Origin of the sequence: Chryseobacterium sp. SIMBA_038 (assembly GCF_046535115.1) — a bacterium.
Taxonomy (GTDB): Bacteria; Bacteroidota; Bacteroidia; order Flavobacteriales; family Weeksellaceae; genus Chryseobacterium.
The window spans coordinates 292104-308657 of record NZ_JAWRXH010000003.1; the positions used below are offsets into that span (position 1 = coordinate 292104).

Sequence of the window (16554 nt, forward strand, 5' to 3'; positions counted from 1 at the left end):
TTTATAAAAAATAAAGCTTTTATAATTTGAAAATTATAACATCAAAAATATATAAAATAAACCAGCCTCGGAAAGTATATTTCCAAGGCTGGTTCTCAATTTGATATGAAGAAACTAATTACTTGATTATTGTAGTCCAGCTAAAAGGTTTACTCCGTCTACCGTAGCCCAAGCTCCTGCTGTTAAAGCAACTTTAGTTACTGTAGATACATTAGTGAAGGTTTTTCCTCCGTTTGGAGTGTAAGCATATCCCCAAACTCCTGCGTTATCAGAATTCAAATAAGTAAGAGGTTCTACTTTTATTTTACCAGTATTTACCTGGCTTGTTTCTGTTGCAGCATCTTGAATAAGAACTGAATATCCTTTTTGGTTACCGATATTTTTGTATCCACTGATATAAACATTAGAGAAAATACCTGTTCCGTGCTTTTTGAACTGAATCGCAGAGATCTCAGGAGAGTTAGCAGATTCAGGGTTTGTATTAGCATCTCTGATTAACGTAATGTTAGAGATCTTTGGAGCTACATTATCAACGTTACTAGAAGCTTCAATTTCCATTCCGAAGTTTCCTGTTCCTGTTTGGAAAGCGTACCAGTTTGTATTGTTTTGTCCACTCCAAGCATCCTGCCAGTCGAAAGAATCATCGAAATTACCGTAAGAAACAATGTTTTTTGCACTTACTGTTCCTCCGAAGAATTCATAACCGTCATCAGTTCCTTTATAAGTCACAAGGTTTTCTAAAGTAGTTCCAGCTCCTACAGCATAGAATGTCATAGAGTTGGTTTCAGATGTACCGTCACCGATCTTTTTACCTGCATATTCAACACGAACAAATTTCATCGTTCCAGAATTGTCATTGGCATCATTTCCTCCGTAATACACATTGTTTCCATCCTCAGAAAGAGCAGATGCGTTTCCATTTATAGCTTTAATTGGAGCATTTCCGTATAATGTAATACCTCCCCAATCTCCTGGAGTTTTAGTAGATGTAGTAAATACGATAGGCTCGGAAGCTGTACCTACAGCGTTGATGTTCCCATCTTGTAGAATTACTAAACCACTTGTTTTAGTTGTAACGACATTAAAAGTAGCCCCAGCTTCAATTGTGATTGTTGCGTTATTAGTTACTTTAACGATTCCGTCTAATGTATAGGTTCCTTTTTTAATTAAAAGGTCTTTTGAAATTGTTCCTGCTAATGTTCCGCTTCCGCTTAATACACTTTCAGTCGTTCCTGGAGTTGTAACCGTAGTTCCTTCTCCTAAGCCGTCATTTACATCAATTGTACATGAGTTTAAGGCTAGAGTTAACACAGCTGTTAACGATAATAATGATAAAACTCTTCTTTTCATTTTATACTTTTTTTATTTTTTAATTATTTTAGAATGTATAACCTACAGTGAAGTTGAATGTGATACCTCTGTAATAGTCAGTAAGGGTATTGTTGTCATTTTCTAGGTTAAGTGGCAGATAGTTTTTGTCACCAAGTAAGATTTTGTATTTGCTGTCTAAAATATTTAGTACTGCAAATTTTAAATTCCAATTTTTTGTTAGTTGTCCTTGATATACAAAATCGAATTGATTAAAAGGTTTTTCATAGTAATTATCTGTACCAGCACCTCCTGTCGCATAGATTTTACTACCGGAAACATTGTAAACAAGAGAGAATGTGTGTGCAAGATTATTTTTGTTTTTTAGCTCATATTTTAAATCTGCATTGATTGTATAAGGAGATGCTCCCTGTAAACCTCTTTTACGAAGTGTTTCTCCGGTTGTTGCAAACCATTCCGGTTGTTCCATATTCAATTGTTTCTCGCTTCTTTCAACATTAGAATGCATGATTGTAGCATTTGCACCTAAAGTGAAATTGTGCAGAGATTCTGAAATTCTATTTAAATTTAAAATTCCTTCAAGCTCAACCCCAAATAAATCTGCTTTTTTGGCATTATAAAAAGTGATGGTAGAACCTGTTGCATTTCCTGAAGCTACCAATGAACGTTCAATTGCATTGTCTATTCTTTTTGCAAATAGGTTTACTGCAAACATTTCTTTTGTAGTTGGGAAATATTCCCATTTCAAGTCGATGTTGTAGTTTTCACTATTCTTAATCTCCGGATTACCGACAATATTTACGTTATCTGGATTGATATAAGTGATTGGCATTGTCTCAATAAGGATTGGGCGTGTAATAGTCTTACTGAATGAGAATCTTAAATTATTTTTACTATTAAGAGCTTTTTTTACAGCCAATGATGGTAAAAAGAAATCGTTTTTTTTGTCTAAGTTTATTTTATTTTCAGCACTTGGTTCAGAATAACGAATAAGTGTCATATCATTTTCATATCTGGCACCTACTAAAATATCCCAAGAATCATTTGGTTTAAAATTAATATTAGCATAACCACCGTTGATAATCTGATAAAAACTAGAGTAGAATTGAGAAATATCAGAACCTTCCTGGAAATACAAATTTCCATTTTTTATTGATTCATCAAATATTGCTTGAGGAGTATCTACATTCGTTACAAAAATCGGATTTGAGAATCCTGTTTTAGGACGTCCGAAAATAAATCGATAAGATGTTTTTCTAAAATCTGTAAATCCATTATATCCCAATGCAATCTGAATAGGATACTCTTTTCTATCTCCTTTTTCACCTAAAGACAATTGATATTCCGCAAAAGCTGAACCATAGAATCTAGAATCTACATCTAAATATTGACGGATAAGGTTGTTTCCTCCGTAATTCATTTGTACATATCCATCAGAAAGTAGTTGACCGTTATTTGTAGGATCACTACGGTTCCCTTCTATTATCTTTCTGTCTGGTTGACTGTAGTTATTGATTACATAACTAGCTCCTGCTTTTATTTGATTTCTGTCGTTGATTTTTTGGGAAGCAGTCAGCTGCAAATCCAAAAATCTTGAAATATCCAATTGATTTGTTCTAAAAAAACCATCATTAATATTTTGAACTCTTTGATCTTTATATCCAAAGTTGTCTTCAATAATATTATTTGCGTTTTGTAAATAGATAGCATTTAAGTTAACATTGGTTCCCTTATTTTTATATCCTAATCCTAATAAAACCGAAGATTCTGTTTCGTAATTATATTGTTTACGATTAAGATAGTTCATGTTTTCAATAGGTGAACCTTGACCTTGTGCTCTAAACTGATTATTAGCACCGTCTTTATACTCAAATTTGTTTGATTGGTTCAAAGAAAATAGAACTCCTAAACTACCTGATCCACCCATTTTTACTTTCTGAGCAGTTGTAAATCCAATACTTGTATTAGGCATTGTCTTTACGTTATCTACATTCCAAGAGTCTTTAAATGAACTTAATGATTCATCTGCTGTAAATCTGTAATTATTCGGTCTTGAGTTTTTAATTTCGCTAGGTAATCTTCTATCTCTGGAATTCAATCCCAAATACCCGTTCATGCCATCTGCTCCTTCAGCGATCTTAAAATTGTTTCTAAAAGTACTCAATGTATTTACACCTACGCTGAATTCTATTTTTGTAAATGGCTTATCGATCGTCAGCGTTTCAATATCAAAAGTCGCTCCTGCAAAATCTCCGTAAAGATTAGAGTTGAAGGTTTTGTAGATATTTAATTTACCAACAACATCGGTTGGGAATTGCTTTAATGCGATGATCTTTTGGAATGGGTTATTGGAAGGTGATCCAAGTCCGTTGATCAACAGGTAATTGTATCTTTCTTCCAAACCTCTTACGAAAAGTCCTCTTCCTTCTACCGTAGTGATTCCGGTTACTTTTGTAAGACCTTGCTCTACGTTGGAAATTCCTTTTCTGGAAATTTCTTCAGCACTTACAGCCTGTTTTTGAATAATAGCTTTCTTTTGCTCTCCTAATACAGCAGTTTCAGTTTTCTTACTACTGCTTCCTTGGATTACTACGCCTTCAATTCTTTTCTCCTTACTTATTGTATCTTTTTTTACTTCTTGAGCATAAAATACAGATCCGGATAAAAATAAGACTGCAACACTAAGTTTATAAATTTTCATTATTTTACTTACTTTATTTACTGATTCTTTCGGTGCAAAGGAATAAAACATTAGTGGTGAAAATGGTTTAGCGAAATTTAAATTTTCCTTAACTAAACATTAACAAAATGTCATTATTGTTAACTTTATGTGAACGATAGTTTATTTATTAATCTATGCTTTAAAAATTGTTAACTTTGACTCAGTAAAAATTAAAAATGAACCAAAAGAAAATACTCTTAATAGACGATGAACTGGATATTTTAGAGATCCTGTCTTATAACTTAGAAAAGGAAGGTTATGATATCTCCACTGCTACCAATGGTAATGAAGGGATTGAGAAAGCTAAACAAATTATTCCGGATCTTATCTTATTAGATGTAATGATGCCGGAAAAAGACGGTATTGAAACTTGTCAGGAACTTCGTAAAATAAAAGAACTTCACAAAACACTTATTGTTTTCCTTTCTGCAAGAAGCGAGGAGTTCTCTCAGTTAGCAGGTTTTCAGGCAGGAGCGAATGATTACATCGTAAAACTAATCAAACCGAAAATTCTTATTTCTAAAGTTAATGCTTTATTACAGTTAACTTCTCAGGTTTCAGATAATGCTAAATTAATTGAAATCGGAGATTTAATTATTGATAAAGATAACTTCAGAGTATCAAAAGCCGGGCAACAGTTCTTACTTCCGAAAAAAGAATTCGATCTTCTTTATTTATTAGCTTCAAATACAGAAAAAGTATTTAAAAGAGAAGAGATTCTGGAGAAAGTTTGGGGGAACGATGTTATCGTTGGAGAAAGAACGATCGACGTTCACATCAGAAGATTAAGAGAAAAACTGGGAATTAATACCATTCAGACTCTAAAAGGGATTGGGTATAAGCTGATCGTTTTATAGCTTAAAAAACCTAACTTTACATAAACCAATAAAAACTTTGTAAAATTGAAATTTTACAGACTTACCCTCGTCGCATCATGTCTATTGACATTGGTGATGTTCTTTCTAGTAATCGTTTTTGATTCACTAAAGGATATCTATTACAAAACCCCATTCTTTAAAATTGGACTGTTTATATGTCTCATCCTTATTTTTATCATTAATTATTTGGTTTTAGAACTATTGTTTAATTATTATGGTAAAAAACAGGTTCGTGGACTTTCTTTGCTTTTACCGCAGGAAATTGTTCATGATAACGATGAAAATATTACCATTAAAGAATTGGGAGAAAGATTTTCAGATCTTAATCAACAAAAAGTTACCGAGCTTGATATGATGAAAGAAATGGAAAGCTACCGTAAAGAATACATCGGAAACGTTTCTCATGAGCTTAAAACGCCACTTTTTTCCATTCAGGGATATGTGGAGACGTTGAGAGATGGCGGAGTTGATAATCTTACGATTCGTGATAAATATTTAGAAAGAATTGATATTTCGGTTGAAAGATTAATTGCCATTGTTACAGATCTGGATATGATCAACAGGCTTGAAGCCGGAGAAATCAATCTTACTGTTTCCAGATTTGATGTTAATTTATTGATCAAAGAAATTTTCGATCTCCTAGACCTCGAAGCTGAAAAACACAACACAACATTGCAGATTCAGACCTTAAATCCTCAGATTTTTGTGGATGCCGATAAACAAAAGATTTCGCAGGTTTTCATCAATTTAGTTTCCAATGCGATTCATTACGCGAACAGACAGGAAGCAAAAGTTGTTGTAAAAACAAGCGTGCTGAAAAATAAAGTTCTGATAGAAGTCATCGATAACGGAATGGGAATAAAATCAGAAGTTTTATCAAGAATTTTTGAGAGATTCTACCGTGTAGAAACCAGCAGAAGTAGAAGAGAGGGTGGTTCAGGATTAGGATTGGCCATCGTAAAGCATATCCTTGAGGCTCATAACGAAAACATTACGGTAGAGAGTGTCTATCTCGAAGGTACGAAGTTCAGTTTTATGCTTGAGAAAAGTAAATAATTTCTGCAAAATGTAAGAAAAAAAAATATTTTAAAAAATTCATAAATATTTTTTTGTCACATGTCATTTATTATATATTTGCAACAGAGATTAATCATAATAACAAAGGCAAAAAAGTAATTTATAAAACTGATATGGTTTACAAAATCCGCGTAATATTAGATGCAAAAGAAGATATTTTCCGTGATATCGAAGTTAAAGGAAAACAGACGCTATGGAACTTACACTTAGGAATTAAAAGTGCGTTCAGCCTTCAGGGCGAGGAACTATCAACTTTTAATTTATTGGAAGATGACGGTACGATCGTAAAAACTGTTCCGTTAGAAGATATGAGTGATGATGGTGATGGGGAGATTATGTCGGATGTATACATTGATGAGGCGTTTGAAAGTGCTGGTAAAAAGGCGCAGTTCCAATACGGATTTCTGGATCTTTGGGAATTCTTCTGTGAGCTTGTTGAGGTGATCGACGAGACAAAAGGAGTAAATTATCCGATCACAGTCTACAGATTTGGAAACGTTCCGTTGAAAGCACCAAGCAAAAACGGAAGTGCAGGAGGTAAAAAGAAATCTGCAATGCCTTTAATGGAAGACGATTTTGCTTTCGAGGACGACTTTGCAGGAGGAAGCAGTTTTGCAGATGAAGATGATGACAATTTCGATGATGAGGAAGAAGAAAACTATGACGACGATGTTTTCGATGATGACGACGATAACGACGACGAAAGATAATACTTAAAATATACAGCCCTGAATGAAAATTCAGGGCTTTTTTATTTAAAAAATCAACGTAATATTTGTCATTCCGACGAAGGAGGAATCTGTCACATGATAAACTTCCAGCTTCCCTCTTCCAACTTCCTTTATTTTTCAGGAGCTATTTCCCGCTATCCACTCATACTCCTCACGCCAACGCGCTCCAACGCCTCAACCCTCCAACTCCCCAACTCCTTGTTGCGGGGTAACCGTTACTATCGTGGCTAGGGTATTTGTCGCCTTTTTCAATTTTTCCCGTCATTGCGAGGAGCGTAGCGACGAAGCAATCTCAAAACAATAAGATAACATACACTTTGTCATTCTGTAAGAATCTAAACATAGAATCTCAAAAAAGCTATTAATTAACAGAGATTGCTTCGTCGCTACGCTCCTCGCAATGACTCCAAGCCTTCGCTGAGTGAAACGCCTTTGCGATCTTAAAAACACAACGAAAATCAAAAAAAACCTTGCGAGCCTTGCGTTAAAAAAAATAAAATTCACCTATTTACTTCTTCATTTCACTAAAAAAATTCACTTTCAAAGCAAAATTCACCATTAACAATTCACTCACTTACATTACGATTCATTATTTTTGTTAAAACTTGATTAATGAAAAAATTATTTTTACTTGCCGTAATTGGTCTGGGAATTGTTTCCTGTACCACTCAAAATATAAATAAAAACACTATGGATTTGCCGAAGGAATGGAAACACTCTACTAATATTTACGAAGTCAACGTCAGACAATATACCAAGGAAGGAACTTTTAAAGCATTCGAAAAAGAAATGCCACGCTTAAAATCAATGGGAGTAAAGACGCTTTGGTTCATGCCGATCACTCCGATTGCTCAGGAAAAGAAAAAAGGAAGTTTGGGAAGTCCATATGCTGCATCAGATTACACTTCCATCAATCCTGAATTTGGAACGCTTAACGATTTCAAACACATGGTGAACGAAGCTCACAGATTGGGATTCAAGGTTATCATCGACTGGGTTGCAAATCATACAGGCTGGGATCACGTCTGGACAAAAACACATCCAGAATTTTATTTAAAAGATCCGGACGGGAAATTCCACATTGCATCAGGAATGGATGATATCATCGAACTGGATTATAAAAACCAGGAAATGCGTAAAGCAATGATCGATGCTATGAAATTTTGGGTTAAAGAAACCAATATCGACGGTTTCAGATGTGATCTTGCTTCGTGGGTAGAAGTCGATTTCTGGCAACAGGCTCGTCCTGAAGTTGAAACTGTAAAGCCACTTTTCTGGTTAGGTGAATTTGATGAACTTGAAACTCCCGAATACGGAAAAGTTTTCGATGCAAGTTATTCTTGGTCTTGGATGCACAAATCTGCAGATTATTACAATAAAAATCTGCCTTTGCAGGATTTAAAAGACCTGTTGATTAAGTACTCAAACATTGGAGATTCTTCCATGAGAGCTTGGTTTACAACAAACCATGACGAAAATTCATGGAACGGAACAGAATATGAAAAATACGGTGTAATCACAAAACCAATGGCTGTATTTTCTGCAACTTGGAATGGTATTCCATTATTATATTCCGGACAGGAACTTCCCAATATGAAAAGACTGGAATTCTTTGAAAAAGATGTTATAAAATGGACAAATATCTATCAGGTTTCAGATTTTTATAAAACGTTGTTAAGTTTAAAATCATCAAATCCGGCACTAAGAGGAGGTGATTCAAATGTTGGAACCCATCTTTTAAACACGACAGCAAACGATAAAATTTTAGCCTACATTAGAAAAAATGGAAAAGATGAGGTTCTGGTTGTTTTAAATATGTCAAAAGAGCCTGTAAATTTCAGTATTCAGGATGATAATCTTTCAGGAAGCTTTAAAAATGTTTTTGATGGCTTAAAAAGAGACTTCACCAACGGAAAAGATTTCAATTTCAAAGTTTCAGATTACGCTGTATTTGAAAAATAAATTAAAATATTAGTCAAAAAGTAAAAAAGCGGACAATTCATGTCCGCTTTCATTATTTTATTCAAATCAAGAAATTACAAAGCCTGTAATTTAACATTATCAACAACCCAAAGTTCTGTTGAAGCATTGTTTCTGGCACCAATTCTTACTTTCAATTGGCTTGAATTAGGAATTCCTGTTACAGACAATTTTGTAATCGCCTGTGCACCTGTAAGTGTAATTCCTGAGCTTGTTGAAGCATTGGATGATGCTACCGTAATTCCTGATGCAGAATAAGTGTTTGTTCCTGTTCCGCTTCCTGAAAATGCCCATCTTGTGTTAGAACCTGTTGACGAATTTCCTCCTGTTAATGTCAATTTTGTATTGTAATTAGCTCCGCCATCGGTACTTACTTCTATCGTTACTACATCACTATTTTCAACGCCGTTACCCGTACTTCCAATAGAAAATGCAGCAACATCAAAACTCAATGTGATATTACTCGTGTAAGTAGAAGCGTCAACAGTATTAAATTCTATATAAGAATTTGTTCCGCTACTGTTATTGTTTGAGTATCCGAAGCCTCTTGATCCATCAGAAAATAAACTTGATGAAGCGGGAGCATCTCCTGTTACCGTAGAGCCGGTTGTAAAATTAAAACTTGAAGGTGCGAATCCTGTAGTTGTATAGTTTACAGAATCACCAGTTTCAAAACTTTGTGTAAAAATAGTTCCTGTTAATAATGAACCTCCGCCTCCGGTTCCTTCAAATCCTAAATTCTGCCATTTTGTTCCGTCCCAGCCTAAAAATTTCTTTTGGTCTTTATCAAAAACAATAAGTCCTTCACTTGCTGAACTGGCAAGACTTGTAATTGCGGTAGAAGTCAATCTTGGAACGATAAGTCCTTTAGTATCAGATTGTACATCAAGAGCAGAAGAGGTGTGTGGATTCGACGTATTTATTCCAACCTGTGCGAAAAATGTAGTATACATTAAAGTAAATGTAAGAAGAGATAATTTTTTTTTCATGTCGTTTTTTTTATTTAGTCGGCAAATATATATAATATAATTATTCGTTGTGTTAATTATATATAAATTATTAATTAACTCTAATGATTGATTATAATTGATTTATTTTATTTAATTAATGAATAAATTGAAATTTTAGAATAGAATTTTATATTATTCAAATTATGGTGAAAAATTATCTTTTCATAGTGGTATTATGTTGACAAATTAAAAAGATGAAAAAAACAGATTTTTTAATGAAAATAAATACATTTGTGTGATGTCAAAATATGAAAATGGATAAATCTAAAATACTGGAGATCATAAAATTGAAGATCTCAGAAAAAATTCAAAACTTTGAAACCCTTATTGCCGAAATCAGAGCATCAAGCAACGATACCAAAAGCTCAATGGGGGATAAATATGAAACGGGAAGAGAAATGTTGCAACAGGAAATCAATAATCTACAAAGGCAACTGAATGAAACTTTAAATCAACAAGCTATTGTTCAGAAAATAAGTGCAGAACCATCTTCGAAAGTTCAAAACGGAGCATTGGTTAAAACAGATAAAGGATTATTTTATATTTCGGCATCGTTGGGAGAAATCATTTTTGATAATCAAAAAATTATGACTGTCTCTGCTGAATCACCGTTAGTGAAAGCAATGTATGCTAAGAAAGCCGGCGAAACATTCGCTATAAATAATATTCATCAAACGATTGAGAATATTTGGTAAGCTAAATTTAAATTAACATTTTTCTTTAAAAAATTAAGAAAACTTTATTGCTTACTTTTGAAGCATTAAGAATTTTCATCGTAACTTAGACATAAATATTTAATAAAAAATCATATAAAATTTTATCAATATGGGAATTTTAGATAATAAAGTGGCTATAGTTACAGGAGCAGGTTCAGGAATCGGTTTGGCTATTGCGCTTACATATGCAAAAGAGGGTGCGAAAGTTATTGTTTCAGACATCAATGAAGAACATGGAAAACAGGCTGTAGAGCAGATAAAATCGGAAGGAAATGAAGCATCCTTTGTAAAAGCAGATACATCAAACCCTACAGAAGTTGAGGCTTTAGTGAAAACAACCACAGAAATATACGGAAGGCTAGATATCATCTGCAACAATGCAGGAATTGGTGGCGAGCCGGCTCTCACAGGAGATTACAATCTAGATAGTTGGAGAAAGGTTTTAAGTGTAAACTTAGACGGAGTTTTCTATGGTTGTAAATATGCAATCCAGCAAATGGAAAAAAACGGAGGTGGAGTTATTGTTAATATTGCCTCTATCCACGGGACGGTTGCGGCACCGCTTTCATCAGCTTATACAACTGCAAAACATGCTGTGGTAGGATTAACAAAAAATATCGGAGCAGAATACGGGCAGAAAGGAATTCGTTGTAATTCAGTCGGTCCCGCTTACATTGAAACACCATTGTTGGATAGCGCAAGTGGAGATATGAAAGAAGCTTTGGTTGCAAAACACCCAATGGGAAGATTAGGAAAACCACAGGAAGTTGCAGAATTGGTATTATTCTTAAGCTCTGAAAAATCCTCATTCATGACAGGAGGATATTATCTTGTGGATGGTGGATACACAGCGATTTAAGTAAAATTTACTACAAATAATATACAGCACCTATGAGAATAGATGCTTTTTTTATGACCTATGATAATAAAAAATCGCTTATATTTTTCTAAATTTGAACCATCAAAATAGCTTTTCAAAATGCAAAATTACTTAGAACTTTTACAACATATTTTAGACAACGGAACCGATAAAACTGACAGAACAGGCACCGGAACAAGAAGCGTTTTCGGGTATCAGCTGAGATATGATCTTTCGAAAGGTTTTCCTTTGGTAACGACTAAAAAAGTGCATTTGAAGTCTATTATTTATGAACTTCTTTGGTTCTTGAAAGGCGATACCAACGTTAAATATTTAAATGATAACGGAGTAAGCATTTGGGACGAATGGGCAAACGAAAATGGTGATCTCGGTCCTGTTTACGGAGCGCAATGGAGAAGCTGGAATGGTGCAGACGGAAAAATTGTAGATCAGATTACTGATGTTATCGATCAGATCAAAAAAAATCCAGATTCTAGAAGATTGATTGTTTCTGCATGGAATGTTGCTGAAATTCCAAATATGGCTTTGGCGCCTTGTCACGCTTTATTTCAGTTTTATGTAGCAGATGGAAAATTATCACTTCAATTATATCAGAGAAGCGCCGATGTTTTCTTGGGAGTTCCTTTTAATATTGCGAGTTATGCATTGTTATTAATGATGGTTGCACAGGTTTGCGATCTTGAAGTTGGGGATTATGTTCATAGCTTTGGAGATGTTCATATTTATAACAATCATTTTGAGCAGGTAAACAGACAACTTTCAAGAGAAACAAGACCGTTGCCGACGATGAAATTAAATCCGGAAATTAAAGATATTTTTGATTTTAATTTTGAAGATTTTACTTTAGAAAATTATGATCCGCATCCGGGAATTAAAGCGCCTGTTGCGATTTAATTAAAAATAAAATATAAATTAAAGTGAAGCCTACAAACTTCACTTTTTTTGTAACTTTCAAAGCAAATTTTACACTTATCAAATATGAAATATCTAAAAATCAATATTGAAGAAAACGCAGATGCCGAAAAGCTGAAAGAACTTTTATTTCAGGTAAAAGGAGTAGATTCAATAGAAATCATTGATGATGACAACCCCGAAAGCGAACTGAAAAAAGCTTTTAATAAAACCAAAGAACAGTTTAAAAAAGGTGATTACGAAACGGTAGTCAATGATATTTTCGATATTCTAACAAAAAATAATTCTAAAAAATAATTAATAAATAAAGATGAAAAAGGCCATTTTATCGATTGCTATACTTGGAATTTTCTTTTCCGCAAATGTATCGGCACAAACCGAAACTTCGGGCAGAGAAAAGGTGTACAGAGCGACTCATACCAAAGTAACAGAACTGAAACACACCAAGCTAAAAGTAAATTTCGATTATCAGAAGGAGCAAATGAACGGGGAAGAATGGTTAACGGCTTCACCTTATTTTTATCCTACCAACGAATTGACGCTTGATGCAAAAGGAATGTTGATTCATGAGGTAGCTTTAGATATCAACGGCAAAAAATCTCCTTTAAAATATGACTATAAAAATGATGTTTTAAAGATCAGTTTAGATAAGACCTATCAGAAAAATCAGGATTATACGGTTTACATTAAATATACTTCTCGCCCAAATGAGGTGAAACAGGAGGGAAGTGCGGCAATTAATGATGCAAAAGGGTTGTATTTCATTAACGCACAAGGAAAAGATCCCGATATGCCAACCCAAATCTGGACGCAGGGAGAAACAGAATCTTCTTCGGCTTGGTTTCCAACAATTGATAAGCCGAATCAAAAGTCTACTCAGGAAATCTATATGACGGTTCCTGATAAATATGTCACGCTTTCAAACGGAATTATGAAAGATTCTCAAAAAGAATCAAACGGATTGAGAACCGACCATTGGGTGATGGATAAAAGACATTCAACCTATCTTTTTTTCATGGGAGTGGGCGAATATGCGATCGTGAAAGACAAATGGAAAAATATTCCTGTAGATTATTATATTGAAAAGGAATACGAACCTTATGCAAAACAGATCTACGGAAATACTCCAGAAATGATCGAGTTTTTCTCTAAAAAAATGGGTTACGATTATCCTTGGGCAAAATATGCGCAAATTTCAGGAAGAGATTACGTAAGTGGAGCGATGGAAAACACAACAGCGACTCTTCACGGAAGTGATATTCTGCAAAAACCTGGACAGTTAATTGATGAAAATACTTGGGAAGACACAATCGCCCACGAATTATTTCACCATTGGTTTGGAGATTTGGTGACTGCAGAAAGTTGGAGTAATCTTACGGTAAACGAATCTTTTGCCAACTATTCCGAATACCTTTGGAATGAATATAAGTATGGAAAAGATCAGGCCGATTATCATCAATTGGAAGATGTTAACAGATACATTCACAATCCTTCTGATTTCAAGAAAAACTTGGTGAGATTTAATTATGAATCTCGTGAAGATGTTTTCGATTTGGTGACTTACCAAAAAGGCGGAGGAATTCTTCACATGTTAAGAAACTACTTAGGTGACGATGCATTCTTCGCAGGTATGAATGATTATTTAAAAACCAATGAATATCAAAATGCAGAAGCGCATCAGTTAAGATTATCATTCGAAAAAGTTTCCGGAAAAGACCTGAACTGGTTCTTCAATCAATGGTATTTCGGAAACGGAAACCCGAAATTGAACTATTCTTCTACTTTTGAACCTGTTAAAAAACAAGTTACGGTAACGATCAACCAAACTCAGGATCAACCTTTTGAATTTCCTTTGGCGATTGATGTTTATGACAATGGTAAACCAAAAAGATATAATGTTTGGGTAAATGCAGAGCCTAAAACGATCTTTACTTTTGATGTTTCAAAAGCACCGGATTTAATTAATATTAATGCAGATGGTGTTTTAGTGGCAGATATTACGGATACAAAAACTCCTGAGCAATATTTAATGCAGTTCACGAATTCAAAAGAATTCAAAAACAGATATGCTGCTTTGAACGGGATTAAAGATCAGGTTGGAAAAAATCCTGCCGCAACGAAATTGTTGGCTGCGGGGATAAAAGATCCATATTTCAGAGTGAGAATGAAAGCGTTGGAATTGATGGATTTAACGAATCCAGAACAAATGAAAGCTTTAGGAACTGATGTTGAAAAAATAGCATCAAACGATCCGAAAACCTTAACTCAGGCCTCGGCTATTGCAGCTTTAGCAAAAACGAAAGATAAAAAATACCTTCCGATTTTTGAAAAAGGCGTGAATGCTGTTTCTAATGCCGTGAGAGGGAATTCATTGGGAGCTATTTCGGCAATTGACCCATCAAGAATGGCTTCTTTAGCGGATAAAATTGATTTAAGCGGTGCTTCAGAAGATCTTTTGACGCAAATGTTACCTATTGTTGTCAAAAATAAAGTGACTTCTCAAATGGCTAATATTGCTCCGATTGCAGCATTTTATCCTTTTGTTAAATTCCAAAATCCGGAGTTGGGTAAATCTGCGGAAGAAGGATTCAATTGGATCATGTCTTCCGACAATCTAAAAGCAACAGAAAGTATTACTAAAATGATAGGTCATGCAAAAAGCCAAATGGGAGATAATCCACAGGCAAAAATGATGATCTCTCAGATATTGAAGGATGGTTTAAGCAAAAAAATGGACTTGTTAAAACAAAATCCTCAAAAAGCATCAAGTATCAATCCTCAAATTGATGTTCTGAATAAAGCGATCGAAGATTTTAAATAATAAAAAACAAAATATAAATTGTAAAGCATCTCATTTTGGGATGCTTTTTTAATTTAAATATAATTAATGATAAAAAATAGGTAAATAACAACCGTTTTTTTGAATTATCTTTTATAATTTAGTATTAAAATTACAGAATTATGACTTTTGGAATCGAGGCAGCTAGCTATTATGTACCGTCTTTATATTTGGAAATTAAAGATTTAGCAGAAAAAAGAGGAATTGAACCCGCAAAATTGGAAAAGGGATTAGGGTTACATAAAATGGGATTTCCGGATGTTCATGAAGATGCAGCTACTTTCGCAGCAGAAGCTTTATTAAAATTAATAAAAGATTATACGATTAATCCAAAAGATATTGCCAGAATTTATCTGGGTACAGAAAGTGCATTGGATGCCGCAAAACCAACCGCTTCTTACGCAATGCAAATGGTTGAAAAAATCTTAGAAAGTAAATTTGGAGAAAGATGTTTCCGAAATTGTGATGTTGTGGATATGACTTTCGCATGTGTAGGAGCAGTAGATGCATTACATAATTCTTTAGACTTTGTAAGAGTGAATCCTGATAAAAAAGCAATCGTAATCGCCAGTGATTACGCTAAATACGAATTGGCTTCTTCCGGAGAATATACGCAGGGTGGTGGCGCAGTTTCTTTATTGATTTCTTCAAAACCTGATTTGTTGGAAATCGAAAATAATTGGGGAGTAGCCACAGAAAGTGTTTTTGATTTTTTTAAACCGAGACGTCAGTATAAAAAAGAAGATTTAACAAACGCTTCAGAAACTTTTCCGGATAAAATTGAAATTTTTACAGATGAACCGGTTTTTGACGGACAATATTCCAACCAATGTTATCAGGGCAGGATAAGAGAAGCTTACGATCATTATAAAGAAATTACAGGCAAAAACAAACCTTATGAAAATTGGAAATATTTGATCTTCCATCTTCCTTATGCTTTCCACGGCAAAAGAGTTTTCACTGAAATTTACAGCTTGGAAAACGGACTTCCGTATGAAACTCCAGAGGAACAAAAAGCGGTAGCGAAATCCGAAAAGTATATTCAGTTTATTAATGATACAATTGAAAAATCACAACGTGCATCCTCTGAAATCGGAAATATGTACACCGCTTCAATTTTTATGGCTTTACTTTCAGCATTACAGACTTCTTTTAATGAAAATGAAGAATTAAAAGATTCTGAAATTGGGTTTCTAGGCTACGGAAGCGGATCAAAATCTAAAATTTTCGTAGGAAGAGTTTCTGGAAATTGGAAAAGTGTTGTTTCCAAATGGGATCTATTTGAAAATCTTAAAAATAGAAAATCTATTGATTTTGAGACTTATGAAAAGCTTCATAGAAAACAATTGGAAGAATCTGTTAATCAAAATTATAAAGGATTTGGGTTGGAATCTGTAGAATCGGAAAGTCCTGTTTTGATGGGAGCTAGGTATTATCACTATCAGAAATAAGAATTAATTATCATAAATTTTTAAGGCCA

The 16554-nt window shown here is 34.1% G+C and carries 13 protein-coding genes; 10 read left to right on the plus strand and 3 right to left on the minus strand.

Annotation, left to right across the window (positions count from 1 at the left end; translation table 11 throughout):
• Window positions 1-126: 126 nt before the first annotated feature.
• Both SB689_RS12300 and SB689_RS12305 read right to left on the minus strand, forming a co-directional pair.
• Window positions 127-1350, minus strand: coding sequence for a hypothetical protein (locus SB689_RS12300; protein WP_410692433.1), 1224 nt, complete (start codon window positions 1348-1350; stop codon window positions 127-129).
• Between the two features lie 28 nt (window positions 1351-1378).
• Entirely contained in the window at window positions 1379-4030 is a 2652-nt protein-coding gene (locus SB689_RS12305) for a TonB-dependent receptor plug domain-containing protein (protein ID WP_410692434.1), read from the minus strand.
• 197 nt (window positions 4031-4227) lie between these two features.
• Between SB689_RS12305 and SB689_RS12310 the strand changes: the two genes are divergently transcribed.
• From SB689_RS12310 to SB689_RS12325, 4 genes are all read left to right on the plus strand, one after another.
• Complete coding sequence (locus SB689_RS12310; protein WP_410692435.1) at window positions 4228-4908, plus strand: response regulator transcription factor; 681 nt, start codon at window positions 4228-4230, stop codon at window positions 4906-4908.
• A 45-nt stretch (window positions 4909-4953) separates the two neighbouring features.
• Window positions 4954-5985 (plus strand): sensor histidine kinase, encoded by a 1032-nt coding sequence (locus SB689_RS12315; RefSeq protein WP_410692436.1) that lies wholly within the window; start codon window positions 4954-4956, stop codon window positions 5983-5985.
• A gap of 134 nt (window positions 5986-6119) precedes the next feature.
• Window positions 6120-6716, plus strand: a complete 597-nt coding sequence (locus SB689_RS12320; protein ID WP_410692437.1) for an IS1096 element passenger TnpR family protein — start codon at window positions 6120-6122, stop codon at window positions 6714-6716.
• 633 nt (window positions 6717-7349) lie between these two features.
• The gene (locus tag SB689_RS12325; protein WP_410692438.1) at window positions 7350-8699 is read left to right on the plus strand and encodes an alpha-amylase family glycosyl hydrolase; all 1350 of its coding nucleotides are present in this window, start codon (window positions 7350-7352) and stop codon (window positions 8697-8699) included.
• A gap of 74 nt (window positions 8700-8773) precedes the next feature.
• On the opposite strand, the gene SB689_RS12330 is transcribed toward SB689_RS12325, so the two are convergent.
• Window positions 8774-9706: a hypothetical protein gene (locus SB689_RS12330; protein WP_410692439.1), complete on the minus strand. Its 933-nt coding sequence runs from the start codon at window positions 9704-9706 to the stop codon at window positions 8774-8776.
• A gap of 269 nt (window positions 9707-9975) precedes the next feature.
• Between SB689_RS12330 and SB689_RS12335 the strand changes: the two genes are divergently transcribed.
• From SB689_RS12335 to SB689_RS12360, 6 genes are all read left to right on the plus strand, one after another.
• Window positions 9976-10422: a hypothetical protein gene (locus SB689_RS12335; RefSeq protein WP_410692440.1), complete on the plus strand. Its 447-nt coding sequence runs from the start codon at window positions 9976-9978 to the stop codon at window positions 10420-10422.
• A gap of 130 nt (window positions 10423-10552) precedes the next feature.
• Window positions 10553-11302, plus strand: a complete 750-nt coding sequence (locus SB689_RS12340; RefSeq protein ID WP_410692441.1) for an SDR family NAD(P)-dependent oxidoreductase — start codon at window positions 10553-10555, stop codon at window positions 11300-11302.
• A 120-nt stretch (window positions 11303-11422) separates the two neighbouring features.
• Complete coding sequence (locus tag SB689_RS12345) at window positions 11423-12217, plus strand: thymidylate synthase (protein ID WP_410692442.1); 795 nt, start codon at window positions 11423-11425, stop codon at window positions 12215-12217.
• A gap of 84 nt (window positions 12218-12301) precedes the next feature.
• Window positions 12302-12532, plus strand: a complete 231-nt coding sequence (locus tag SB689_RS12350) for a hypothetical protein (protein ID WP_410692443.1) — start codon at window positions 12302-12304, stop codon at window positions 12530-12532.
• A gap of 13 nt (window positions 12533-12545) precedes the next feature.
• Window positions 12546-15056, plus strand: a complete 2511-nt coding sequence (locus tag SB689_RS12355; protein ID WP_410692444.1) for a M1 family metallopeptidase — start codon at window positions 12546-12548, stop codon at window positions 15054-15056.
• A gap of 140 nt (window positions 15057-15196) precedes the next feature.
• Window positions 15197-16525: a hydroxymethylglutaryl-CoA synthase family protein gene (locus SB689_RS12360; protein ID WP_410692445.1), complete on the plus strand. Its 1329-nt coding sequence runs from the start codon at window positions 15197-15199 to the stop codon at window positions 16523-16525.
• Window positions 16526-16554: the final 29 nt, after the last annotated feature.